Here is a 24,684-nt window from a genome sequence, read left to right as displayed (position 1 = left end):
TCATTCCTCAGACACCTCTAAGGTAAGTTCCTGCCGATACGGGTTCTCCGGAGTAAAAATTATAGAGGGAAACGACGAGATATTCGGTGCGTTTGGATAACCCGATGGCTCAATGCACACACCACGCGAAGCGCAAAGCGGTTCCGTCCCCTTGTAGCCCGAATACACCTGCGCTCCGGGTTGGTCAGAGTAGACTGTCAACGCAAGCCCAGAAGGTGAAGTGAGTTCCGCCACCGGAACTTTTGGGCTGCGATCATGATCAAAGCAAAAATAGTGATCGATTCCTTCGGGAACACTTCCAATCGTTTTGGGCGTTGAAAAATCCAACCCGTTTTCGTCGGTCGCAAGCACCCTGCCCGACGGGATACCCTGATCGTCGATTTCCAGATACCGATTTGAAGCGAGTTTCAGATTGTGCCGGTCCACGCCATCGGCAGCACCCAAAGTGTAATAGTTATGTTGCGCAATGCTTATTGGCGTCGGCCGGCCGGGCTGTGCAGCCATTGAATAGACCAAGCGCGGACCCTGTATGCAGATCCTGACCTCGAACCTGATTTCCTCTGGAAAGCCGCTCTCCCCGTCGCGAGAAACGTAGCTCAACAAGACCTCATTCCGTGCAATCTGTTCGAGGTCCCAGAACTGGCTAGACAGGCCATCGTCGCCGCCATGTAATGTGTTTTTGCCCTCGTTGGCGGTCAGTTCAAAACTAACACCTTCCAAGCCAAACGTTGCGCCGCTGATCCGGTTGGCAACGCGCCCGACGATTGCGCCCAGGTAACGCGTATCGGTGAGATACTCACTTGGGTCCTTGAACCCAAGGATGAGCGGCACGTCCTTGTACCACCAACCCTGCGTGATCGCCCCATAGTTCAAAACCGAAACACGCATATCCCCATCGGTGAGAATAGCGGTTTCAATTCCAGAGGCTTTATCCTTTTCTGGATTCATCTTACTGCCAACGGCGCAAGCGCCTGATAGAATTGCTTGTATCTCCGGTATTCGTTTTCGTAGGCGTCAATCAGATCGCCGCGTGGTTCGATGCGTTCCTGAATTTCCGGCGGTGTCATGACTTGCGCTGGTTCAGCGCCGTTTGCAGCACATATCGCGAGTCGCGCAGCGCCCAAAGCGGCACCGAATTCGCTGCCTTTTGGCAAATCCAGTGGAACTTGCAAAACAGTAGCCAGGGTTTCCAGCCAGAACCGAGATCGTGCACCTCCCCCTACCGCCATAAGGCTATTTGGCTGGGTTCCTGTGCTCTTCAGTGCTTCCAGGCAATCTCTCATTCCAAAAGAAACACCCTCCATTACAGACTGGGTCAGCTCAGCTGGTTCCGACGAAACATCCACACCCAAAAACGCACCTCGGATATGGCTATCGTTATGCGGTGTCCGTTCTCCTGACAGATATGGCAGGAACGTGATCACAGAAGGTCCATTCAGTTTTTCGGGCATAGCTGAGGCGAGATTTTCCACGGGTTCACCCAGATTGCGAGCAAGCCAGTTCATGCTGTTCGTTGCTGAAAGCATGACGCCCATTTGTATCCACCGATCGGGGACTGCGTGGCAAAAACAGTGCACGGCAGTTTCCGGATCAGGAGCATAGGCTTCCCGCGCAACAAGCAACACGCCGGATGTTCCGAGTGAGACAAAACCGGTGCCGTCGTTGATGCTCCCGATCCCGCAAGCTGCGGCAGCATTGTCGCCAGCACCGCCAGCCACAACAACCGGATTCGACAGCCCCCACTCCCGCCTCAAACGGGCCTTCAACGCTCCACCCGGCTCACTGCCTTCGACCAAGCGCGGCATCTGGTCGACACGCATGTGACCCATGGCGAGCGCCTTTTCTGACCACTGCCGCGCATCAACGTCAAGCCAGGATGTACCTGCGCTGTCTGACATGTCTGAGACATATTCACCAGTCAGCCAAAACCGCAAATAGTCTTTCGGCAGCAACACCTTGTCTACCTTTGAAAACACATCCGGCTCATGCGTACGCACCCACTCCAGTTTCGGCGCAGTAAACCCCGGGAATACAATATTTCCCGATATGGTGCGCATCTCTGGTGTTTGATCCAGTCTCCTCGCCTCATCGGCTGACCGCGTATCGTTCCAAAGAATACAGGGCCTCAGCACTTCGCCACCGCGATCCAGAAGCGTCGCGCCGTGCATGTGTCCGCTTAGGCCAATGCCACGCAATCTTGAGACCGCTTGCGCGTTAATTTCGCGGAGCTTGCTGACAACCTCTTCGCAAGCGTTGATCCAATCCAAGGGGTTCTGCTCGGACCAACCGGGTTTGGGCGACGAGGTCGCAATGTTGACTTCGGCATCACCGACAACAAGACCGGCGTCATCCACCAGAATTCCTCTGAGACCCGACGTCCCCAAATCCAACCCAAGATACATTCGGCACGATCCCACGATTTATTTTAGCAGATAAAATTTATAGAAACAGAGATCTTGTCAAGGTGCTGTCAAAGGAATCCTCTCCCACCGCACTTTGGCCGCGAGGCTGATTTTCTCGCCTGCACTCCAAGTTTCCCGCAAGTCATGAGCGGTTTGCGATACTGTGTTAAACCGAGCTTGAAGCTCATTCAGCTCCATATCCGTATATATCATGTAGTTTATTGCCATAATAACCTTCCAACGTTGCTTTCGGACGCGCAATTATGGTGATTTTCATCCCATCGACGGGCCAATCCTCGAACTGCCTGCTAAGTGCTTCTTCATCGACATCTCTGTCTTGCAGGCCGATGGCGACATTGTTTGCCCAGCTTCGACTTTTTCTTTGCCGCATCCCAAATGTTTCGAACCCATTCGGTTTACGGCGCATAGTGATCATAGATTACATCATTGCTTAGGTTGCCTGGGTTCTTTTGGCCTGCGGTTGATGGGTTTTGAAAACGTCAAAACCAGTTTGGCGCAAAACTTCTGCGGGCTCATCGGATGGGCTCAAGTTAGAAACGCGCTATCGCAGCAAGAACACTCATTGGAAGCCGTTTGTGAAAGTCGGACCTTAAAACAGGAAATCCATTTTTTCACAGCTGCAACCTAGGGCATCCCAAAAGCCATGTTCTTGGTTCAGCTGACGTTTCCCTTAACTAGCAACACATTTTAATAAAATGTCTGTCCAACCTCACTTTGGTGCTTCGCCAAAGTAGCCTCCAAAAAAACCGATCATCGCCAACAACACACCAACCAGTATCGCAATCACTAGAAGAGCTCCGCTACCTCTGGCGAAAAATCCCAACGAGATTAGGCCAACGACGAAGATGCCAACTAAAAAGTACAGTATTGTATTGTCCATCTTATCCCCCGAAATAACCCGCCAGGCTACAGAACGTCCTGCTTCACAAATGCAACAATCGATCCAAGGGCCGTTTGAAAGGCGACGTCAAACGACCGCCGGTGATTGTCGAATGCCATGCACCGTGGCGAACAGGACCGGAACCAGTATCATTGTGAGCATCGTGCCCGCGGTCAATCCACCCATGATCGTGACGGCAAGACCCACCCAGAATACGTCTGGCAGCAGCGGTATTACGCCCAGAACAGTAGTTGCCGCTGCCAGCACGACGGGACGAAGCCTGGAAGCGCCGGCATTCAATACCGCGTCGTAACCCGGTTGACCTTCGGCCAGGTTGTCGTTGATCTGATCAATCAGAACGATCGCATTTTTGATCATCATACCCGTCAGGCTCATGCCTCCGAGCAATGCGACGAAGCCAAACGGGGTATTCGTGAGAAGCAGGCTTGGAACAATACCTATCAGCACAAACGCTACAGTTAGGAAAATGACCAACGGTCTGCGGTATGAGTTAAATAGTCCGACCACGATAAGTGCCATGATCGAAAACGCGGGTATCATCCCCGGAATCAAGGACGCTTGCGCAGACACAGTGTCCTCGTACTCTCCACCCCTTTCATGCTGTAGCCCGGCGGCAAGTCAGCCTCCAAAGCATCGAAATCAGCGAGAACTGCGACGCGATAGCTTGGCAGAGTTACACTATCGATTGGATTGGCTTGGACGGTCAGAACCCGGCGCCGGTCGCGGCGATTGATCGTGGGGTCTTCTGGCCGGACATTCACGCCGCGAACAACCCGTGCCAATGGGACAGGCTCAACAGAAAATGGTGACTGCAGTTGCAGCAGTTCAAAGTTGTCCACGGCAGCTACATCATCTGCTCCGGGCCGGACTATGATCAGCAGAAACTCGTCGCCTTCGCGGTAGAGGCCAACCGAACGCCCGTCGAAGGCACGCTTGGTAGTATTCCCAAGATCTTCGTAGGTAATACCCGTCCACCGCGCTCGGTCCTGATCATAGTCAGGAACGGTTACCAGGAGTCGGTTGCGCCAATCGGTACGCGCCACCTTCGTCCATTGATGTTGATCCAGTATCGCAACTGCTCTGTCGCCAATTTCGCGCAAAGTTTCGGGATCGGCATCCGCGGGGCCGATAATACGATTTTCAAAAGCCCAAGTATTGCTGGGGCCCACACCGAATTGACGCGTGAAGGATGTTGCTTCGGGCATATTCGCCGATATCCAAAGCGAGATCTCTTTGGTCATCTCAGGAATGTCGCGGTAATCCTCGACGTTCACAATGACTTGCGCGTAGGACGGGTTTGTTCCTTCGGGGTCGACAGGCAAGTAAAAACGCGGTGGTCCAGCCCCGATGAAGCTGGCGATACCCGTCACGCGATCATCCATCTCCACCCGCTCTTCGATCCGGGTGATCGTCTCGGATACGGCTTCGATCCGGGTTTCCTCAGGCGCGTAATAGTCGATCATGTACTTGGTCATCGACGAGGTCGGGAAGAACAACTGTGTGACGGAACCAAAGCCAACCTCGGCAATGACCAGAGCACCAGTGGCCACTCCGGTAGTCAGATAGCTAGCGCGGATCGCGGCGGCCAGAAAACGGCGGTAAACGGCAAAAAAACCGGTGTCGAATGTCTCACTGGCCCCGCCCTTTGGCTCCGGCAGCATGGCAACGCACTGCAATGGCGTGACCGTCATCGACAGCAGCCAACTGACCAGCAGTGCAATTCCGACAACTGAAAAGAGCGTCCGACAATATTCTCCTGCGCTCTCTACCGATGCAAAAATGGGGTAAAAGGCCATAATCGCGACGAATGTTGCCCCTAGCAGAGACATAGCAGGGCGCGTGGCGGCATCGATTGCGGCTTTCGCGCGATCCATTCCCTGCGACATCCGCACCATCGCGCCATCTGAGACAATGATCGAATTGTCGACCATCATGCCTAGCGCAATGATCAACGCGCCCAAAGACATCCGCTGAAGATCAATGCCCAGTGCCGCCAAAGGTATGAAAGTAGTTAGGATCGTCAGGATCAATCCGCTGCCGATGATGATCCCCATGCGAACACCCATCGCCAGAGTCAGAACGACCAGCACAATCGCTACAGCCTGTCCGAGGCTGATCAAGAAACTGCTGACGGCCAGATTCACGTCGTCAGATTGCCAATGGACCCGTTCAACCTCGATGCCCACGGGCAGGCCTGCAATCAGTTCATTTACTCTCGCGTCTACGGCTTCCCCAACGCTGAAAACGTTGACACCAGACTGGAAAGATATCGCCAACCCAATAGACGGGGGTCCGTTATAGCGCATCATGGTCGTTGGTGGATCGGCATAGCCCTCCTTGACCTCAACGATTTCTCCTAATCGCAGAAGCTCGGGCCCCCGAAGTTGCCCACTTTGAGCCTGATCTAGGCTACTAGGACGAACGACCAAATCTGCGATATCAGACGGGCTAGTAAATGTACCGCTTGGCGCAATGCGCATGCGGTCGTCACCGATATTCACTCGCCCCGCATCCACAATTGCATTCTGCGTCTGCAGGGTATTGAGGACGGTTTGAGCCGAAACACCCAATGCAGACAAGGTTTCTTCCCGTGTTTCCATATGGATGACCCTGTCGCGTGTGCCCCAAAGATCGACGCGGCCGACGCCATCGATCAACGAGAGCTCTCGTTTGAAGTCTTCTGCGAAATCATCGAGCTCCCGCGCCGAGAACCCATCAGACGTAATAGCCAGCAGCAGACCAAAGACATCTCCGAAATCATCGTTGATCGCGGGACGAACTGCACCTGGGGGCAGGTCGGTTTCCACGTCTCTGATTTTGGGACGGAGCGTGTCGCAGATTTGTGGCAGTTGGTCCGACCAATAGTTTGGGCGAATTTCGACTTTAATGGTCGACACACCCGCCCTGCTATCGCTCGAGATGTAGTCGATCTCCTTAATCTCCTGGAGTTTCAGCTCGATCCGTTCCGTGACCTCCTGCTCAACTTCCTCAGGGCTGGCACCAGGATATAGGGTGGTCACGACTGCAATCTTGATGGTGAACTCGGGGGCTTCCGGCTGCCCAAGGCTGAAGAACGCAGAAACTCCGCCCAATGTGAGCATGATAACCGTGAACCAAACGAATTTGGCATTGCGGATGGAGAATGCCGCTAGACCTATTACCCCGTACCCTCAGGAAGTAGCGAAACCTTCTGACCCTCTCGCAAAGAGTTCGCTCCTGCGGTGACGATCACTTCGCCAAATTTCAGACCATCGCTGACGGCCACCCCTTGGGACCGGGGTGTGCCAAGCGAAACTTTCCGCGCGGTTATGGTTTCTGTGCCGGTATCAAACACCCAGACATGAGGATCGGCTTCCCCTTCCGGCACGAAAACCGCGCTGGCAGGAACCGTGATCGCATCAAATGGCTCGTGTCCTTACTTTGGCTGGCCGCGGGCGCGTCCTGCCATACCCGGAAGAACAAGTGCGTCTTCCGGTTGTTCCATAATCAACGTGACAGGGAAGGTCCGGGTTGTTGCCGAAGCCTCTGATCCAATCTCACTGATTTCCGCCGATAGAACCACATCCCCCAAAGCGTCAAAAGTAACGGTTATATCCTCAATATGCGGGACCAGGGCGATGTATCGTTCGGGAATATCAATCACCACTTCGATATGCACGGCATCCAGAATGCGCAGCACCGGAGTCTGTGCTGCGACTTCTTCGAAATCTTCAATGTACTTCGCGACCACTCGGCCATCGAACGGTGCCGCCAAGCTTGTATAGGTCAAATCCAGAGTGGCCCGGTCCAGATCATCTTGGACAGAATTGATTGCCGCCTGAGCTGATGTTTCACCCGCGACAAATCGGTCGAGTGTCGCCTGAGCAGCAACATCTTTTCCAACCAAGGATCGCTGCCGATCTGTTTGCAATTTGGCGTTTTCGAACGTCGTCTGCGCGCTCTCAAGCTCGGCAATAAGCCGATCGACTTCAGCCTGGTACAGGGCCGGTTCCAGGGCCGCGATAACTGCACCTTTCGTTACAAGGTCACCAACCTGAACGTCCACACCAACAACATTGCCCGGCACGCGAAAGGCCAACGAAACTTCGCGCGGCTCTGGCAGTCCCGACAAAGTAACGGTCATACAAACTGGATAGGTCAGAAATCTCGGTCGCTCTGACGGGCCGAATAATAGTCTCGGTCGCTTCTTCTTCCTTCTCCCAGCAGCCCGTAAGCAACACGAAGGCCAAAATCTAAACAGATAATCTTATCATTTCCCCCTCCCGTGCGGCCCGCGATCATCTCGTCGTCTCTGTGAAGGTGGCCTGAATAGCAAATTTGACGCTAAAAGCTGTTTGAATTGTATGCGTTTATAAAACAAAGTCAGAAAACGGAATTTGTTATGGGGGCGCAGGTGAAAAGAGCCCTGACCTCACCTTGTCAAATCTCCATTGTTTTAGATTTACTAGACAACTTCGCAGGATGAGGGAACCTCGGGACCAGTGTTTTTTGGCAGGAATGCGCGCCGTCGTTTGAATTGGTGTTGCGGCGGCGGACTAGAAGCCCGCAGAACAGACTTGAGCTTAAGCGCAACTAAGGTCGTATTCCCGCCCGTTGCGCGAACCGGACATCTCTGGTTCCCTAGTGGGGCGTGTAGGTCAAGCTCGTTTTCCCTTATTGCAGGGGATCATTGTCGCTCATCCGGATCATGCTCTCTTCGCGGTCTGGGTGATACCGGATCGGCGATCGCTGCACGCATGCCCGGATTTGTTGTGGAAAACCTCGCAGTGAGATGCGCTTGGCGGCGCAGCGGGCACTTTCGGCTGCATTTACCGAACTTGCTGTCATCCGCCCATTTGCGGTGTAGCAAAACGGCCAGTTTGCGTGCAATGGCAGTGACCTCGCGGAGCTGGCCCTTGGTGCGCATCAACCGCGTCCCCAATGATATAGTCTGCGATCTGGCCATGGTTTTCATCACCAAAGCTTTGGCAGTAGCATAGTTTGTCGCCCTCACGTCTCGACCCTCGGTTTTAGACAGCCATAGCCCTTGAGCATTCTGTTGATAGCCGTAATACGAAGAGATGTTGGCTTCACTTTTTTCGATCACAACCTTTCTCGGCAGTCCATTTGCCTCCAACCATCTATTTTCCGTAGGCTTGTATCGACGCAGTGAAATTAAGGTTTAAGGGTCTCGCCGTATTTGGCGACGGCTCGATAACAGTAAACACTCAACATCTGGATCGGCTGGCAGCGCGGGGCACCTTGGTTGAGGGCAGTCTTATGGTGCATTTGACCAAGCGTCAGGGTTGATCATATGGATTGGTGCGCCCTCTGCATAAGCATTCACTTGATCAAAGATATCGGCGAATTGCAGGTCGAACTCGTCCTCGGTCACAAAACCAATGTGCGGGGTGGCGATCAGGTTCGGATGTGACAGCAACGGATCGTTCGGATCGGTCAGCGGCTCGGTGTCGAACACGTCAATCGCCGCCTTTCCGGGATAACCATTTTTGAGCGCATCGAGCAATGCCCCCGGCACGATAAGCCCTGCACGGGATGTGTTCACAAACAGTGCACCCGGCTGCATTCGTGCGAAATCAGACGCCGTGATGATTCCACGCGTGCCCGGCTTCAAACGCACATGAATCGAGACGACATCACTTTCGGCGAAGAACGCCTCGCGGCTGGGCGCAATCCGTTCGCCATCCGCGAGTGCTCGCTTCCGCCCCTCATCCGAGGCCCACCAAACCACATTCACCCCGAAAGCCTTGGCATAGTCTGCAACGGCGCGCGCGATGCGGCCGTAGCCATAAAGCCCCAGTTGACGACCTCGCAGAGTCTTGCCGACTCCAGCCTGCCACCGTCCTGCCTTGACCGATGCCATTTGCGACGGCAAATCGCGCATTCCGGCCATGATCAGTGCCCAAGTCAGCTCGGCTGCGGCATACGAGGGAGTTCCCCCGTGCATGTTCGAGCAGAGCAAAACGTTTTGATCCGTACAAGCCTGTACGTCGACGTGAGGATAAACGCTACGTTGGCTGATCAGTTTAAGATTGGGCAACTTCTCGAGCAACTCACGCGTTACTTTGGTGCGCTCACGAAACAGGACAACTGCCTTGGCATCCCGTAATCTCGAAGCCAACTCTTCGGTGTCTTCAATATGATCTGTCCAGACCGTCACGTCGTGTTCAGCAAGCTTGGCAAAGCAAGGTAAACCGCGCAACGTGTCGAACCAATCATCCAGGATGTGAACCTTCATCTGCTTTCAATACTCCGCCCGGCGGTGAGATTTCTTGGCGTTGGAATAAAACTTGGAGCTTCAAGTGCCGCCAACGCGTTGCGAACACGTTCGCTTTGATCAAGCAAGTGGTTGAACTGCTCGTCGCACCCAGCAATCGGTGTCGGGTATTCCCCCATATCTCGCCGCAGTGCCGCTTGCGCCAGCTTGAGTTCCTGTAGGGCAATGTCGAGGCATTCCGTGTAGTCATCCATGGCGAAAACTCCATTCAGTATACCATAGTATACCAATTTGAGTGCGCCCGATCAACTCCCATCCCACACGCTTTGGGGCACGAAAATATGGCCATCGGCCAGTTTGCGAGCCGTACGTACCAACCCAGCGGCGCCAAGTGAAAACCCATCTTCGTTCGAAAAATCAACCAATACACCGATTTTTCCTGAGGCGTGTTCGAGTATGACCTCTGCAGGACTGGCAGTCGCGCGCTCAAGCAGTCCGTCTGCCACAGTTCCCGGCGTCAGCGCGCACGACGCCATGCACTGCGCCCCCGTAACTGCCATCGTTGGATGCGTCTTCCACGGCATGAAGTACCGGACGGCAATGGTGCCACCATCTTTGGACGGGGCAAATAACCCAAATTTCGGCGTTACTGACTGCGATACATCCCCCATTCCCATCAATTGGCCGGCTTCGATCCGAATAGACTCCATCCGATCAAAGAACTTTCGATTTGCATCCAACTCTTCAGCAGTTTCATACCCCGTCAGGCCAAAATCTGTGGCGCGGGCAATGGCCATGGGCATTGCGACGTCCATGCAGGTCAACTCAATCCCCTGAACTGTGGTGCGCAGACTTCCCGTGGGCAGAAAGGCACCGGTAGAGGAGCCGACGACCCCCATGAAACTCAATTGCACCGGTGCTGAGTGTCCCGGAACACCGGCAATTTCAGCGTCACCGTCATAGGTCAGTTCACCGCCCGGGGTTTGCACTTTGGCGACCACTTGTGCCCCGGTGTTAACGGCACGAATACGGATCACGGTCTGATCATCTTTCGGCTTAATCATACCCATTTCGATTGCCGCAGGGCCGACGCCAGACAGGATGTTCCCGCAGGTCGGCTTGAAATCCACCAGCTTTTCCTCAACCGAGACCTGGGCAAAGAAATAGTCGATGTCTGCCCATTCATCGTCGCTGACCGACAGCATTGCCACCTTGGTTGTGACCGCCGCGCCGCCACCAATCCCGTCGATATTCAGCGCGTGACCGGCACCTACAGCAGCGATCAAGACCTCGGCCAGCGTATCCAGATCCTCAGGAAGGTCCGATCTTCGGAAATAGGGTCCACGCGAGGTGCCACCTCGCATAAAAAAATATGGGATTGCGGTTTGGCTCATCTCGCAGTCTCCTCGACAAGTTTTGTGAGAACTTCGGTGAACTCGCTGGTGCCCAGCGCACCGTGAAGATCGCGCGTTCGCGTTTCGGGCAATGCCAATGCTGTGCACACGGATGCGCGGATCAGATCGGCTGCAGCGATTTCCCCGAGATGTCGCAGCAGCATTTCAGTGGACAAAATCAGCGAGACCGGATTAGCCATGTCTTTCCCGGCGATGTCCGGGGCAGAGCCGTGCTGTGCTTGTGCCACTGCGTGGCGGACACCGAAATTCAAGGACCCGGCAAGCCCCAGACCCCCAGCCAGTTCCGAGGCGAGATCACTCAAAATATCGCCGAACATGTTGGTTGTGATCAGGACGTCGAACCGGGAAGGGTCGCGAACCAGATGAGCCGCCGCAGCATCTACGAGCATTTCGTCGTAGGTGACATCGGCGAATTCGTCGGCCATGACCCTGGTGCAATCGAGGAACAAGCCATCCGTCATGCGCATGACGTTCGCCTTGTGAATGACAGTCACATGCTTGGAGGGGCGCGACGCGGCCAGTTCAAACCCAGCTCGTGCGATATCCATGCTGGCCGAGCGCGTGACCTTCCTGAAAGCCAGCGCCACATCGGGTTCCGGCATGAACTCACCGCCACCGGCGAACATGTTGCGGTCGGCGTAGAACCCTTCGAGGTTTTCGCGCATCACGATCAAATCGAAGGCTTTGCGGGACGGTGCATCCAACCCCGGCCACGTTCTGGCCGGGCGATGATTGGCAAAAAGCTCCAGCTTCTTACGCAGAACGCCCGAGGGATTGCGCCCGCCCTGATCAACCGGCGGATAGCTGTTGTGGGAAACCGGCCCCAATATGACCCCGTCAACGGCCTTAGCGGCTTCGACGACAGCCTGCGGAATTGTCGACCCTTCGGCCTCCAACGCTGCAAAGCCAATCATCTTCCGCTCGATCCTGACCTCTCGATTCAGAGCTGGACTGGCGGCTTGCAGAACCGCCAGCGTTGCGGTCATGATTTCCGGCCCGATGCCATCCCCATCGAGGCACAGTAGGGTCAATGTATCGCTCATTTCAGCGGCCACGGCAGGCTGACCATGTCCTGAAGCAGACCCGGTGGGAAATCCCGGTTTAGAGCACCCGCCATGACGCACATGAAGCCGATACCGCAGGCTGTTAGGATCAGGGTCATCTGCCAGCTTGACCCGGCCCGAATGCGGAAGAAGGCGATCAGGAATCCGATCAGGGCGAGAATGAAGCCCACAACCCATGTGGCCGCGATCAAACCCGCAAACCACGCCAGCGTCGACCAAAGCCCATGCGGAGCGCTCGCATCTTCACCGGCAATTTCCTTGTCGGCAAAAATCGCATTCCCCTCAGGGCGTCGCATCATCTGGATCAACAGGATTACGCAGCAGAACAAAGACACACTGCCGATCACCAATGGGATGATCTTGTCGGTCATGTTGTAGTCGGGGATCATGTTGGCGTTGACCAATGCCACGATCAGGTAGGCCATGATCACCAGCAGGAAGACCAACGGCGCACGCTTGCTGCCGGATTGGACCTCACCCTCAGCCATGATCATCTTGGCCTGCCGAATGCCCAGAATGACCGAAACTACGGTGACCACGATCAGGACGATCACGATGGGGCTGAAGACATACTCCATCCCTTCGCCAAAGCTCTTGCGGAAACGGAAAGAGGCGATCTGAAACGCCTGGTTGGTAAACTTTTCAACCGGGTTGGACAGAACGAACCCAATCAGGAAGGCAGGGCGCGACCAGTCGAAACGGCGCAGGAAGATGCCAATCAGGCCAATGACGAACAGGGCCAGAAGGTCTTCGAAATTCTGACCAGACTGGAAGGCCGCAAAGCTGATCAGCATGAACAGGAACGGCGCCAGATAGGTGAAGCGGATCGTGGTCAGCTTGGCGATGCCGCCCGAGGCCGCGATACACAGGATGGTCCCCACGACGTTGGCAAGCGCCAGCAGCCAGACAATAGAATAAGTGATGTCGAGGTTGTCTTTGAGCATGCTTGGCCCGACCTCAATGTCGCCAGACCCCAACAGAGCCACAGCACCGATGAAAATCGCCATCGAGCCAGAGCCGGGGATGCCGAACAGCAGCGTTGGCACTAGTCCCCCACCCTCTTTGGCGTTGTTCGAGCTTTCCGGTCCGATAACCCCGCGCACTTCGCCCTTGCCAAAGTTGCTTTTGTCCTTGGTGGATTGAACCGAATGACCGTAGGCGATCCAGTCGACCACCGACCCTCCGAGACCAGGAATGACGCCAACAACCACGCCAATGATCGAACAACGGACCGACAGCCAGATATTAGCGAACCAGTCTTTGACTCCGTCCAGCCACCCGGCACCCAGCGAGGCGCCCTTGGCAATCGACCGGTCCTGCCGCAGCAGCGAGACGATTTCGGGCACCGCAAAGATGCCCAAGCCAACGATAACCAGCTTCAGGCCGTCCGTCAGATAGGGAATGTCATAGGTCGCCATACGCAGCGACCCGCCAGCGTCCGCCTCGCCAATCGTACCGACCATCAGGCCCAGCCCAGCGGCTGCAACGCCCTTCAGCGGGATGCGTCCGGCGAGGATGGCAACCATCGAAAGACCGAGGATGGTGATCATCAACATCTCGGGCAGGCCAAAGGCCAGAACGATCGGTCGCGCGGCAAGAATGAACATTGTCAGAAAGGTTGCTCCGACCAAACCGCCAAACAGGGATGACGCAAAGGCGGCCGACAACGCCCGCGCGGCTTCACCCTTTTTCGCCATCGGGAAGCCATCCAGCACGGTCGCCTGCGAGGCAGAGCTACCGGGGATCCCCATCAGCACCGAGGCGAAGGTGTCAGAGGTCGGAACAACGGCGACCATCCCGATCATCAGCGCCAGTCCAAGGATGGGGTCCATGCCAAACATGAAAGGCAGCAGAAGGGACAGCCCGGCGATGCCGCCAAGTCCCGGAAAGACACCAACGGCCAAACCCATGACGACGCCGAGAATAAGATATCCCAGAACGATGGGTTGCAGGATCAGACCCCACGCGTCACTGAGCGCAGGAACAGCTGTGGCGAAAACCTCCATAGCGGCCGCCTTTCATAAATTGTCTTGTGTGCAGAAAAGCGCGCGCCCTTCGTTGGGCGCGCGACAACGTGTCGGCTTAGTTCAGCTCGACGCCATAGGCTTCTTTCAGCCAGTTCAGGACATATTGTTTGGCATTGTCATCTACATTGGTCGCTGTTTGCAGCGCAGCTTTTGAGCCGTCGCCGACGAACACCGGATACTTGCCTACTCGTTTGGAAGAAATGTCTGCAAAGTCACCACGCTCTGTTACAGCTTGGAACGCTGCGGTGTAGGCATCGACGACCTCTTGTGGCGTGTCACCGGGCAGGAAGGCCAGCTTCTGAACCGGGAAACCTGCGACAAAGAACGCTTTCCAAGCATCCCAAGCCTCACCGCTGGTTTCACAACCGTCGGTGGCCTCACAGACCTCTTTGAAGGTTGGGATATCGGGGAAAGTTGGATCGCGCACGATGTTGCCATCTGCATCCAGAGCACCCCATGTCATCATCGGCACGGCCTGACCGGCCTCTACCAGCGGGGCCGACCCGCCCAAGTAACCCGAGGAGGTCTGATAATCGATGTTGGCCTCACCGCGCTCGAACATCAAACGACCGTCGCCACGACCTTTGATGCCAAAAACCGGCTCGACGTTCATGCCCAGCATCTGCCACGCCAGCAGCGGTACAAGGTCAAGACGCGTTGCACCCTGCGACCCGTAGATGAAGTTGGTGTCTTTCAGTGCATTTGCCGACCCATCAAACTTTGCTCCGTCCTCGGCGTTCAAATAGGCGACACCACCGGTTCCCGACGCCATGACCGGGATCCAGTCATTGTATTCATAGCGAACACGCGGATCGCTCAGCAGATACGGGAACTGGGTCGAACCTGATGTGCCGAACAGCAGCGTGCCATCATCATGGCTTTGCTCCTGGAACCAGTTGGCGCCTTTGGTCGAACCTGCGCCCGGCATGAATTTCACGACCACGGTCGGCTGACCCGGCAGTGCTTCGGACAGGAGTGGCGCAAAGAAATTGGCCCATTTGGCTGAGCCACCCGTTTCTGAGAACGGGATAACCCATTCGATGGTCTTGCCCGAGAAATCGACCTCAGCTGCGGCAGGTGCGGCGATACCGGCGGCGGCGATCAGCCCCACGACGGCGCGACGGGTGAAGTTGGAAATGGCCATTGGTTCCTCCCTGTTGACCAGACAACCACGTCAGCGCGTCTCACGCCACAGTGATTGCAAATAGAACTGTGGGGTTGATTCCCCCTCCCATCTGGCAATCATGGAGCGTCAACCTTGCGTGAAACTTGCAGGAGATCAGATGCGGATCGTCATCGTCGAGGATAATGAGCCCCTTGCCAACGCTATTGCCTATCGGCTGCGCGATCGGGGCCATGCCGCAGATGTGCTGACAGATGGCGACGCCGCCGATCTGTATCTTGAGCAGGAAGGCGCGGACCTGATCGTTCTGGATATCAACCTGCCTGGCCGATCAGGGCTCGAGATTTTGCGGTCGCTGCGCAACAGGGGGGACAGCGCACCCGTCATCCTGCTGACCGCGCGCAGTGAAACCAGTGATCGCGTGTCGGGTCTGGACATGGGTGCCGACGACTATCTGGTGAAGCCCTTCGAGATGGACGAGCTAGAGGCCCGCATCCGTGCCCTGTCGCGCCGCAAGCAACTGGATTATGGATCGCGCGAAACCATCGGCGACTTGGAATTTGACCGTACCGCCCGGCAAGTCAGCGCAAATGGACAGGTGCTTGACGTCCCGCGACGGGAGTTGGCGGTGCTGGAATGCCTGCTGGAACGGCGCGGCAGGATCGTCCCCAAAAGTCAGCTGACCGACTACGTCTACGGCGTGGGAGCCGATGTCGAGGATTCAGCCGTCGAACCTCATGTGTCACGACTGCGCAAGAGACTTCAGGATTTGGGCATCAGGATCAAAACAGCCCGGGGCCTTGGATATCTCCTTGAGGTGGACACGTGATCCACCTTAATTCGCTTCGGCTCAGGCTGTTTGTTCTGATCCTGACGCCACTCGTTTTTCTTGCGGTGCTACTTGGGCTGTGGCGTTTCACGGTAGCCCAGAAGACAGCGCAGGAGCTATTTGACGACAGCCTGTTGTCTGCGGGTCTCGCGATTTCCCGCGATGTCGCCATCTCGGGCGGTGATGCATTGTTACCGTCGACGCGAAATATGATCCGTGAGGCATCTGGGGGCGAAATCTTCTATCATGTCACCGGCCCTGGTGGCATTTATGTGACCGGATATGCCTATCCCCCAGCTCTGGCAGGCCTGGACCAACAAGACCCGTTTACGCCGCACTTCTTCCAAGCTGTTTATCGCAACGAGCAGGTTCGCGTGCTCAAGATGACGGAACGGGTGATCATCGAAAACCTTGAAGGGGACGCAACCGTCACAGTTTGGCAGCGCATGGCCGACCGTAATGCATTTGCTAACCAACTATCGATCCGCGCTGCCATCCTAATGGGCATCTTGCTGGCCACACTCGCAGTTGTCGTCTGGTTCGGGGTGGCACGCGGTCTGCGGCCGCTGCTGGATTTGCAGGATGCGATCGATCTCCGCTCTCCCGACGATCTGAGCGAAATCAGGCGGCCTGTACCTTCAGAGGCGCAAGGAATTGTCAAAACCCTTAATCGGCTATTCCGGCAAGTGGAACGCAGCATAAACGCGCACCAGACGTTTATATCCGAAGCTGCACATCAACTCCGCAATCCGGCTGCCGCCGTACAGTCTATGGCCGAAGCCCTTCGGGATGCAAAATCTGACGGTGACAGGGACAAACGCATTGCTGAATTGGTGATCGCGGCAAAGGGTTCTGCGGCCGTGGCGGAACAATTGCTCTCGCTTGAACGTCTACGCCATCCAACGCATCTGGACCAGATTGAAGAGTTCGACTTTCGTGAAGTCGTCGAGGAAGCCTGCACTGAAATTGGCGTTCACTTCCTTGCAAATGGTATCGAGTTTGAGGTCACGATGCCGAATGCGAAAGTTCCCGTTTCCGGGGACAAGCGTTTCCTAAGCGAGGCAATCAAAAACCTTCTCGACAATTCGCTGAAGCATGGTGGAAAAGAACTGAGCTGTGTTTCGGTTACAGTTTTGCCAAAGGATGCCAGCGTCACTTTGACGGTGACGGATGACGGTAAGGGGCTTTCCCCAGAGCACAGCGAAACAGCGTTCGGACGATTTTCTCAACTGGAACCGTCCGAAGGAAGTGGGTTGGGGTTGTCAATCGTCTCCGCTGTTGCACAACGCCACGGAGGTCACGTCTCAATCAACCAAGTCGAAAAAGGTGCGAGTCTTACGCTTGAGCTGCCAGTGATTCAGTAGGTCATGATTGCCCTGCGCAATACAGAATAACGACTTTGCCCTCAGAGCTTCTATGCAAGTGCAGCTAACGCACGCTTTCTACCTAAAGAAAAGTTGCTCTGGAGATACCAATTGTGGCGACCTCCGCCCCGGGCGCCCGTGATCAAAACTGCTTGGCAGTTTGTGGCCACCGTTTCAGCTGGTTGATTTGTGAAGTTCAGCTCATTTAACCTATTCTGGGAATTCAATGCCGTAAGGTATGTTGTTTCGAAACCAAACCGCGAACGTCACTGTGAAATCAAAGCTCGCTACCACGATAATAGCAGATATCTCGGATAGCACTCCATTCTATGCGGCAATGGGGGATGATCAGGCGCAAAAGCTCATACAGTTCGAGATTAACCGTCTCAGAAAAGCTGCAATTTCCCTTGGAGGTATTCCTGTAGGGCAAAAAGGCGACGACGTCTTATGCTATTTTCTTGATCAGGACTCTGCAGTTAAGGCGGCATTGGAGATGATAAACAAGCCGCACGGCACTTTGTTGTCCGTTCATGCAGGAGTGCATCATGGTCCAATCGTTTTCGCGGAGAACGGGATTTTCGGTGAAACTGTTAATCTGACTGCCAGACTGGCTGCGGCTGCAAATCCAAGCGAGGCTTGCGTCAGTGAGTGCGTCGCCCGTGACTTAAACCCAGACCTAAAGCAGCTGCTCACTCCGATTGGTCCGCTTCACCTGAAAGGTGTGAGCGATCCTGTAAAAGTTTACTCAATGCGACCACCCACGGACGGACTCAGTACAGTTGTGCATACACCGACACTGATTGATCGCAGTCTCAGTCAAGGAACCCAGAGCGGCAGCTTTGCACTTGTCCTCTATCATGACGACAGGTCATGGCGTTGCAGAGAAGGTGATGAAATTAGGATCGGAAGATCAAAACGATGCGACGTAGTTATGCCTCAGCCATGGGTTTCGCGGTTGCACGCAGTGCTGAACATGAAAAACGGCAAACTCATGCTGACAGATCGAAGCTCATCTGGGACATACGTAAAGTTTGAAAACGAAAGAGAAATTCAGCTAAAACGAGAAGCGGTCATGCTTGCAGGCGGGGGTTTGATATCGCTGTCTCTCCCTACTCAACACGCTGATGCCCGGCCTCTCGAATTTGAAGTCGTGCGTCGATAGCTGTTTCCAAAGTCAGACTTCTGAGTTCTGTGGCGAAAGTCTCAGAAAGATATTTGCATTTCGTGCTAGGATTATCCTGCAGTGCTGAATTCAAAAAGCTCAGGAGGGAAGCATGCAGTTTATTTATTTGAACCAATTGTGTCGCGCTGGTTTGATCCTTGGAGCAACCGCATTTCTGTTCGGTGTGGAAGCGATGGCACAATCAGATATGCCAAACGCCTGCCCGGTGGATGGATGCGAAGTCCGCATCGTGTCGGTCGAAAAAAATGGTGACGAACTTACGATCACCTACGAAGCGAACTTTGAACCAGACGTCTCCAAGAACCACCTGCACGCTTGGTGGGGGGAGAGCTACGCCGTAGAGCAAGTCGGCAGGAACGCTCAGAGTGAGTTTAATGTCGAGCAAGGCCGATGGCACCGACACGACGATTACCCCACCTATGAGACCAAGGAAGCTGCCTCAACCTCCGCACGAGAGGGGGCCACAACAATGTGCGTTACCGCGGCGGACAGAGATCACAATATTCTGGACGCGACCAAGTATCATTGCGTGGACGTGCAAGAGCATCTCTGAGGTAAGGGATGGGCCATGAGTTTCCCCGCTTTTATAGGCCGTTATGCCGTAGAAAGGGAAATTGCTAGCGGCGGCTTTGCGGCCGTCGTCTTGGCCAGGGATGAAGAACTGGAAGTCCCTGTTACGCTAAAAATTCTGCACGCAAATCTGGCCACCAATGACAAGGTCATTACCCACTTCCTGGAAGAAGCGCGTTTGCTGAGGCGTATTCGATCTCCGCGTGTCGTGTCCGTTCACGATGTAGGACGGCTGGAGGATGGGCGGCCCTACTTTGTCATGGACTATGCGGATCGGGGTACTTTGGCGGAACGTCTGAAGCGTTTGGAGCCAGCGCTGTTAGCTCAGCGTGATGGTGTGGGCATCCTGATAGACGCGCTTGCCGATGGATTGACGGCGGTTCATGAAGCAAACGTCGTGCATCGTGACGTCAAGCCGGCAAACGTGCTTTTGCAACGCATCAAGCGCCCGAAAGACAATGAAAACGCAAGCACTTTCACTGCGTTGGTCGAGCCGGATGAAAGAGTGTTTTTGGCCGACTTGGGAATCGCAAAAGACATGGCGATTGGCGTGACAGGCGCGACTATGATGGCCGGAACACCGCTGTATCAAGCGCCGGAACAGGTTGAAAACGGAGAACCTGTGTCTCCAATGACCGACATTTACTCAGCAACGGCCCTTATGTGGCACGTATTGACAGGCCGGGCCCCACCACCTTTTCACCGCATATCTGAGAACCTGACTGGGTTGCCAGAGATGTGGCGCGATTGCATCGAGCATGGAATGGCGCTGGACCCTGAGGCACGGTTTCAGGAAATGCTATCCTGGCGCAATGCGATGAATGATGCTCTGGACCGGGATCGACGAGAAGCCGCGTCCGAAGCTGTAACGCAAATTTCAGAGGGTCAGGTGGAATGTCCCTACAAAGGGTTGGCGGCTTTTCAGTCAGAAGACGCCAGTTATTTTTTTGGCAGGGAAGATCTGGTCGAAGAACTTGTAAACAGGCTTCAACAAAGCCGAATGCTGGTTTTGGGGGGCTCTTCCGGCAGCGGCAAGTCATCAGTCCTTCGCGCTGGTTTACTCCCATCAGTGGCTGCAAACGCAATACCGGGTAGCGAAAACTGGCGTGTTTGTGTTTTTACCCCCGGTCGGGATCCGATGACGGATTTGTATTTCCAACTCATCGGGGACAACTCACATCTTACTGCTCAGGTCTCACTGAATGATTTCATCGCATATCCCAGCGCAGCGCGCCGACTTGCGACAGCTAATGAAGGCGAACTGCTTATCTGCATAGACCAGTTCGAAGAACTTTTTACGCTGGTCACGCAAGAGCGCAGAAACAAGTTCATCGAAGCATTATCTGCAATGACCGACCCTGCAGATAGCCGAGTTCGAATTGTAATCACAATTCGTGCCGATTTTTACGCCTCCTGCGCGGAAATTCCCTGGCTTGCGGACAGGATATCTGAAAACCAATTGATGGTTGGGCCGATGACCCGCGCGGAACTTCGCCGCGCGATAAGTGAGCCGGCGCGCGCGGCCGGGCTGCATATGGACCGGTCTCTGATAGATGCAATTGTTGATGAGGCGGGCAAAGAGGCTGGCTCGTTACCTCTCGTGGCGCATTCGCTTTACGAAACCTATATCCGACGTAAGGGTGCAACCATGTCCCTGGACGGCTACCGAGAGGCAGGCGGTGTAACGGGTGCAATAAGCCAAACAGCAGAGACGCTTTTTTCCAACACTTTTGACGATGATCAGAAAAATGCCACGCAGAGATTGTTTTTGCGATTGGTAACCCCCGGAGAGGGAACGCCAGATACACGCAGGTTGCTTCCGATAGATGAGGTCGAACAAGATTCCGAACCAGAAACAACGCGGAAAGTTGTTGAAGCTCTGACAGACGCTCGCCTTTTGTCGGTGGATGAGAACACCGTGCAAATCGCGCATGAAGCCCTGTTGCGTACGTGGCCAAGATTGAACTCTTGGATCGAGGATAGCCGGGACGACCTGCGAATGCGTCAACGTATTCAGCATGATGCCGCCGAGTGGGAAAACGATGGTCGCGAACCTGACTTGTTATATCGGGGAACAAGGCTATTGGCCGCGGAGGAGTGGTCGCTTGAAAATGAAAATGAGTTAGGAAAGCTTGAACGAGAGTTCCTCGGGCAGGCGCGCGAAGCGCGCGAGGCAGCTCTGGCGGCATCTAATCGGCGCAAACGACTGCGACGCCTCTACTTTCAAATCGCTGCTGCTGCGCTGGCGGTTCTGACCATTGGGGCGACGGGTGCTTCCATAATGGCTATTCGTGCCTCTAACCTTGCTGAAAGCAACCGTAAAATTGCAGTGGAGGCCACTGCGGAAGCCAACGAGCGGTTTGCGCGTGCGTTAGGAGCGGCCGCAAATGGCCTATCTCATTCGGACCCGTTGCTTGCCCTTTCCCTCAGCACAGAGGCCATCGCACGCGCCAATTCAGCCGCCTCCACTTCGGAAGCACGTTCCGCAATGCTTATGGCGCGCCAGAAATTGAATGAACCAGGCCTCATTCCGCTGGGAAGTCCTCTGTCGGTCGGGGACGCCCAAACCATGGATCTTGATGCCGCAGGGCAACGCGTGGCCGTCGGATTGCGAGATGGCCGCATTGTGATCCACAGTACCAATTCGGATCAAGGTGTTTTGGCTGAGTTGGAAGGACACTCGGGGGGTATTCGAGACCTGGCATTCTCACCGAACGGAAACCTCCTTTTGTCGGCTGCAACTGACGGGGATGTCCGTTTGTGGGATGTTGGTCCTTCTCGAATTGGTCTGGTCACAACACTGTTCTCCGGTGACGACGTCGCGTTCGGCGTGGCGTTCGATTCAGTTAGCAGGCGTGCCGCTTCTGCCACCGGAGACGGCACTGTACGTCTTTGGGACGTTTCTAACGGGATGCAAATAGGTCCACCTCTGGCGGAACGGCAACTCGGCTTTAAACGGGTCGCTTTTTCCCCGGTTCTGGAAGGTTTGGTGGCTGGAAATGTCGACGGATCCATATACGGATGGGTAGACATTGATGCGCGTCCTGCCTTTCCCCCAATACCGGGTGGTCCGCTTGGTCCGGATCCTGACCACCTTTCTTTTAGCAGCGATGGCAGTCTCTTTGCAGTCTCCCATACGAATGGAAAGGTCACGACGATCGGATTTCCGTCAGGTGGCCCAGTCGTTGATCGCTTTACCCATGCTGAAGCTGTTGTAGCCGCAGCGTTTTCCGGTCCCAAAAACGTACTTGTAGGGGCCACGGCGAACGGAACGCTGATAATGGAAGATTCAAACATGTTTCCGATCGGCGACGAAGTTCAAGCGCATAGCCAGAGCATCGTGGACATCGAAACTGCCACGCACGCTCCCATCCTGGCGACACTTGGTCGGGACCAGCAAGTTCGTATTTGGCAGATCGTTTATGAAACAAGCCGCGACAGTACATTGATCTTTGAAGATGGAAATAAGGCTCTTGGCATTGCGTATAGCCCAGATGGAAACAAGATCGCGGTAGGCGATAGCGAAGGCAATGTGTGGATTTGGGATGTGGGATCGACAATGAAACCCATGTTGTTAAGGGGGCATCGAAATCAGGTTTGGGCGGTGGCGTTCTCGCAAGATGGTCGGCACCTTGTCACTGGTGATCGGGACGGCAACATCCGGATTTGGGACCCAATTTCCTTGCAGCTAACAGAAGAGTTCAATTTGGGGCAGACGCCGGTCTGGAACATTTCTCCAACCGCCACTTCGTTGTTTTTTGCGGCCACAGGGAACGGGGTTCATAGAATTGATGCAGTAGACACAAGTGTCGCAAAAACAATTGGATTGCCCGAAACGGCCATAAACCGAGTAACCATATCTCCGGACGAGTCCAGACTTGCCGCAGCTTCCTCCACGGGAAAGATCTATATTTGGAGTATCCTGCAAAATGAGTTGGAAAAAGTGATAGACGCTGACGACAACACGCTGTGGAGTGTTGCGTTTTCAACTGACAATTCAAAAGTTGCGTCAGCGTCAAGCGACGAGGTGGTAAAAGTCTGGGATCTGGAAAGCGGCGAAGAACTGGCGGCATACGGCGGGCACAAGGGTGGTGCGACGGATATTGCCTTTTTGGCGGATGAAGCGACATTGGTCGCAGTCGACAGATCAGGAGAGTTGCATTGGTGGGACGTGGCAGTCAACCGAAGGCTCATGCCTGTTCAGAAAGTGCACACAGCCCCAAGTTGGAGAATTGCACTATCACCCGATGGTCAATCCTTTGCCACCACAAGCGAAGAGGGCGTGACCCGAGTTTGGGACAGATTGAGTTTGGAGATCGCTTGCTCTTTGGGCAAGCCGACTTTCGACAGAGAGAGACGAATACAATACTTGGGTAGTCAAAAGCCGGCGACCAGTTGTGATACCGTCCATGAGTAGTCAGGATTGGCTAGTGCAGCAGCTTTTGAGCTTCGAAAACTGTATCGGGTCTTGTTTCCTTATTTGTGCGGAAGAAAACTGAGTTCTGCGACTACATTCCTTACTTCGACAAGCTGGTACATAGTCACTAAGAAGATCTTTATTCACTCCGCTTGTTATTCAAGTTGGCGTTAGAGGCTATGCCGGTCTGGGTATAATTGATTGTTTGCGCAACAAGAGGTGATCCCGCTGGGCCAAGTCTGGGGACGACTTAAATGCCCAATAGAGCTTCAGCGCATGGTATATTTGCGAATTCTGTTATCGCGCGCGCTCGTGTTTTTGAAGAGTGCTGTTTTCCACAGATATCACTATGATGGAAACATTGTCGGGTGCTCCCTGCGCCAGTGTAGCGTCGAGCAGTCGTCCAACGGCGATTTCGTTCGATTGAGACATAGCCCGCTCGATGTATGGAAGCGGAACTACGTCCGTCAGGCCGTCACTGCATATTAAGTATTTCGAGCCGATCTTCGCTTGCTCGATATCTGTATGGGGATCGATGTCATGGAAATTGGGTGTCCCGCCAAGGGATTGAGACAACGCAGGTTTCATCAGACCCGATAGGGATGTCTCTGAGACAAGGTCATCAACACTCAACTGGTGCAAAAAACCATTGCGAAAACGAAAGACTTTACTATCCCCCACATTGAACCAAATCAGCTTTTGAGAAAGGCAAACAACGCCAGCAACGGTCGTACCCATCCCCTCCAATAGTGAGTTTCCCACTGACACGTCGTACAAGGTTCGATTTGCACTTCTTAAGAATTCTGCAAGTTCGATTGAACTCTTTGGCGCCGATTTCATTGAAAGAAATGTATTTGCAACCGTTTCACTCGCATACTCTCCAGCACGATGGCCTCCCAAACCATCAGCAACCAAGACCGGTTGACCGGTAAGCTCAGAAAAATCAAACCGGTAGGGCACGGTCATTGATCGCTGCTCTTTCCAGGATCCCGCCAGGATGCAATCCTGATTTGAAAGGCGAGCGCTTCCGGTATTTGTAATGGCCGATCCTGAAATCTTCATACTTGTCTCAACCGAATTCAAATTACAGTTATGCGGCTTTTGAGAAATAGGACCATAATTAGAGGGCGATGGTAAACCCGATTGTATAT

Annotated in this window: 18 protein-coding genes and 2 pseudogenes; 6 read left to right on the top strand and 14 right to left on the bottom strand. The window is 54.5% G+C overall.

Annotated elements, in window-relative coordinates; genetic code table 11:
* The 13 genes and pseudogenes from ACR0J0_RS21880 to ACR0J0_RS21820 all read right to left on the bottom strand — a co-directional run bounded on the left by ACR0J0_RS21880 (window position 1) and on the right by ACR0J0_RS21820 (window position 15,191).
* Entirely contained in the window at window positions 1-948 is a 948-nt protein-coding gene (locus tag ACR0J0_RS21880) for an aldose epimerase family protein (protein ID WP_480666104.1), read from the bottom strand.
* On the bottom strand, window positions 945-2,402 hold the full coding sequence (gene xylB / locus ACR0J0_RS21875; protein ID WP_480666103.1) for a xylulokinase: 1,458 nt from the start codon (window positions 2,400-2,402) through the stop codon (window positions 945-947). Before xylB ends, ACR0J0_RS21880 begins: the two co-directional genes overlap by 4 nt.
* A gap of 184 nt (window positions 2,403-2,586) precedes the next feature.
* Entirely contained in the window at window positions 2,587-2,838 is a 252-nt protein-coding gene (locus ACR0J0_RS21870) for a hypothetical protein (protein WP_480666102.1), read from the bottom strand.
* 552 nt (window positions 2,839-3,390) lie between these two features.
* A pseudogene (locus tag ACR0J0_RS21865) lies at window positions 3,391-6,425 on the bottom strand (efflux RND transporter permease subunit).
* Between the two features lie 56 nt (window positions 6,426-6,481).
* A complete protein-coding gene (locus ACR0J0_RS21860; protein ID WP_480666127.1) occupies window positions 6,482-6,718 on the bottom strand; it encodes a hypothetical protein in 237 nt (78 codons plus the stop codon).
* A gap of 21 nt (window positions 6,719-6,739) precedes the next feature.
* Window positions 6,740-7,447 carry an efflux RND transporter periplasmic adaptor subunit gene (locus ACR0J0_RS21855; RefSeq protein WP_480666101.1) on the bottom strand — a complete coding sequence of 236 codons (708 nt, stop codon included), beginning with the start codon at window positions 7,445-7,447 and terminating at the stop codon, window positions 6,740-6,742.
* Between the two features lie 543 nt (window positions 7,448-7,990).
* Window positions 7,991-8,410 carry a hypothetical protein gene (locus ACR0J0_RS21850; RefSeq protein WP_480666100.1) on the bottom strand — a complete coding sequence of 140 codons (420 nt, stop codon included), beginning with the start codon at window positions 8,408-8,410 and terminating at the stop codon, window positions 7,991-7,993.
* Between the two features lie 171 nt (window positions 8,411-8,581).
* Window positions 8,582-9,562, bottom strand: a complete 981-nt coding sequence (locus ACR0J0_RS21845; RefSeq protein WP_480666099.1) for a D-2-hydroxyacid dehydrogenase family protein — start codon at window positions 9,560-9,562, stop codon at window positions 8,582-8,584.
* Window positions 9,559-9,795, bottom strand: a complete 237-nt coding sequence (locus ACR0J0_RS21840) for a hypothetical protein (RefSeq protein ID WP_480666098.1) — start codon at window positions 9,793-9,795, stop codon at window positions 9,559-9,561. The genes ACR0J0_RS21845 and ACR0J0_RS21840 overlap by 4 nt, the downstream gene beginning before the upstream one ends.
* Window positions 9,796-9,846: 51 nt before the next feature.
* Window positions 9,847-10,935: a 4-oxalomesaconate tautomerase gene (locus ACR0J0_RS21835; RefSeq protein WP_480666097.1), complete on the bottom strand. Its 1,089-nt coding sequence runs from the start codon at window positions 10,933-10,935 to the stop codon at window positions 9,847-9,849.
* Complete coding sequence (locus ACR0J0_RS21830; protein ID WP_480666096.1) at window positions 10,932-11,999, bottom strand: isocitrate/isopropylmalate dehydrogenase family protein; 1,068 nt, start codon at window positions 11,997-11,999, stop codon at window positions 10,932-10,934. Before ACR0J0_RS21830 ends, ACR0J0_RS21835 begins: the two co-directional genes overlap by 4 nt.
* Window positions 11,996-14,026 carry a tripartite tricarboxylate transporter permease gene (locus ACR0J0_RS21825; RefSeq protein ID WP_480666095.1) on the bottom strand — a complete coding sequence of 677 codons (2,031 nt, stop codon included), beginning with the start codon at window positions 14,024-14,026 and terminating at the stop codon, window positions 11,996-11,998. The genes ACR0J0_RS21830 and ACR0J0_RS21825 overlap by 4 nt, the downstream gene beginning before the upstream one ends.
* A gap of 76 nt (window positions 14,027-14,102) precedes the next feature.
* Window positions 14,103-15,191, bottom strand: coding sequence for a tricarboxylate transporter (locus tag ACR0J0_RS21820; RefSeq protein ID WP_480666094.1), 1,089 nt, complete (start codon window positions 15,189-15,191; stop codon window positions 14,103-14,105).
* A 139-nt stretch (window positions 15,192-15,330) separates the two neighbouring features.
* Between ACR0J0_RS21820 and ACR0J0_RS21815 the strand changes: the two genes are divergently transcribed.
* The 6 genes and pseudogenes from ACR0J0_RS21815 (at window position 15,331) to ACR0J0_RS21790 (ending at window position 23,533) form a co-directional block, all read left to right on the top strand.
* Window positions 15,331-15,999, top strand: a complete 669-nt coding sequence (locus ACR0J0_RS21815; RefSeq protein ID WP_480666093.1) for a response regulator transcription factor — start codon at window positions 15,331-15,333, stop codon at window positions 15,997-15,999.
* Window positions 15,996-17,363, top strand: a complete 1,368-nt coding sequence (locus ACR0J0_RS21810; RefSeq protein ID WP_480666092.1) for a sensor histidine kinase — start codon at window positions 15,996-15,998, stop codon at window positions 17,361-17,363. The genes ACR0J0_RS21815 and ACR0J0_RS21810 overlap by 4 nt, the downstream gene beginning before the upstream one ends.
* Before the next feature lie 271 nt (window positions 17,364-17,634).
* On the top strand, window positions 17,635-18,525 hold the full coding sequence (locus ACR0J0_RS21805; protein WP_480666091.1) for an FHA domain-containing protein: 891 nt from the start codon (window positions 17,635-17,637) through the stop codon (window positions 18,523-18,525).
* A 112-nt stretch (window positions 18,526-18,637) separates the two neighbouring features.
* On the top strand, window positions 18,638-19,099 hold the full coding sequence (locus ACR0J0_RS21800; protein WP_480666090.1) for a hypothetical protein: 462 nt from the start codon (window positions 18,638-18,640) through the stop codon (window positions 19,097-19,099).
* A gap of 15 nt (window positions 19,100-19,114) precedes the next feature.
* A pseudogene (locus ACR0J0_RS21795) lies at window positions 19,115-19,801 on the top strand (serine/threonine-protein kinase); the annotation flags it as partial.
* A gap of 225 nt (window positions 19,802-20,026) precedes the next feature.
* The gene (locus ACR0J0_RS21790) at window positions 20,027-23,533 is read left to right on the top strand and encodes a WD40 repeat domain-containing protein (RefSeq protein ID WP_480666126.1); all 3,507 of its coding nucleotides are present in this window, start codon (window positions 20,027-20,029) and stop codon (window positions 23,531-23,533) included.
* A gap of 297 nt (window positions 23,534-23,830) precedes the next feature.
* Here ACR0J0_RS21790 and ACR0J0_RS21785 read toward each other — a convergent pair.
* Window positions 23,831-24,684, bottom strand: an 854-nt coding sequence (locus ACR0J0_RS21785; RefSeq protein WP_480666089.1) for a PP2C family protein-serine/threonine phosphatase, incomplete at its 5' end; no start/stop codon positions are given.

It is taken from the genome of Ruegeria sp. BF12 (genome assembly GCF_056538705.1).
The sequence above is the reverse complement of the archived record's forward strand: the minus strand, read 5'-3'. Positions and strand labels throughout refer to the sequence as shown.

Bases quoted from the DNA above. Each gene is read 5' to 3' on its own strand.
- ACR0J0_RS21880 (WP_480666104.1), bottom strand. From the start codon at position 948: ATGAATCCAGAAAAGGATAAAGCCTCTGGAATTGAAACCGCTATTCTC.
- xylB (WP_480666103.1), bottom strand. From the start codon at position 2,402: ATGTATCTTGGGTTGGATTTGGGGACGTCGGGTCTCAGAGGAATTCTG.
- ACR0J0_RS21870 (WP_480666102.1), bottom strand. From the start codon at position 2,838: ATGATCACTATGCGCCGTAAACCGAATGGGTTCGAAACATTTGGGATG.
- ACR0J0_RS21855 (WP_480666101.1), bottom strand. From the start codon at position 7,447: ATGACCGTTACTTTGTCGGGACTGCCAGAGCCGCGCGAAGTTTCGTTG.
- ACR0J0_RS21845 (WP_480666099.1), bottom strand. From the start codon at position 9,562: ATGAAGGTTCACATCCTGGATGATTGGTTCGACACGTTGCGCGGTTTA.
- ACR0J0_RS21840 (WP_480666098.1), bottom strand. From the start codon at position 9,795: ATGGATGACTACACGGAATGCCTCGACATTGCCCTACAGGAACTCAAG.
- ACR0J0_RS21835 (WP_480666097.1), bottom strand. From the start codon at position 10,935: ATGAGCCAAACCGCAATCCCATATTTTTTTATGCGAGGTGGCACCTCG.
- ACR0J0_RS21830 (WP_480666096.1), bottom strand. From the start codon at position 11,999: ATGAGCGATACATTGACCCTACTGTGCCTCGATGGGGATGGCATCGGG.
- ACR0J0_RS21825 (WP_480666095.1), bottom strand. From the start codon at position 14,026: ATGGAGGTTTTCGCCACAGCTGTTCCTGCGCTCAGTGACGCGTGGGGT.
- ACR0J0_RS21820 (WP_480666094.1), bottom strand. From the start codon at position 15,191: ATGGCCATTTCCAACTTCACCCGTCGCGCCGTCGTGGGGCTGATCGCC.
- ACR0J0_RS21815 (WP_480666093.1), top strand. From the start codon at position 15,331: ATGCGGATCGTCATCGTCGAGGATAATGAGCCCCTTGCCAACGCTATT.
- ACR0J0_RS21800 (WP_480666090.1), top strand. From the start codon at position 18,638: ATGCAGTTTATTTATTTGAACCAATTGTGTCGCGCTGGTTTGATCCTT.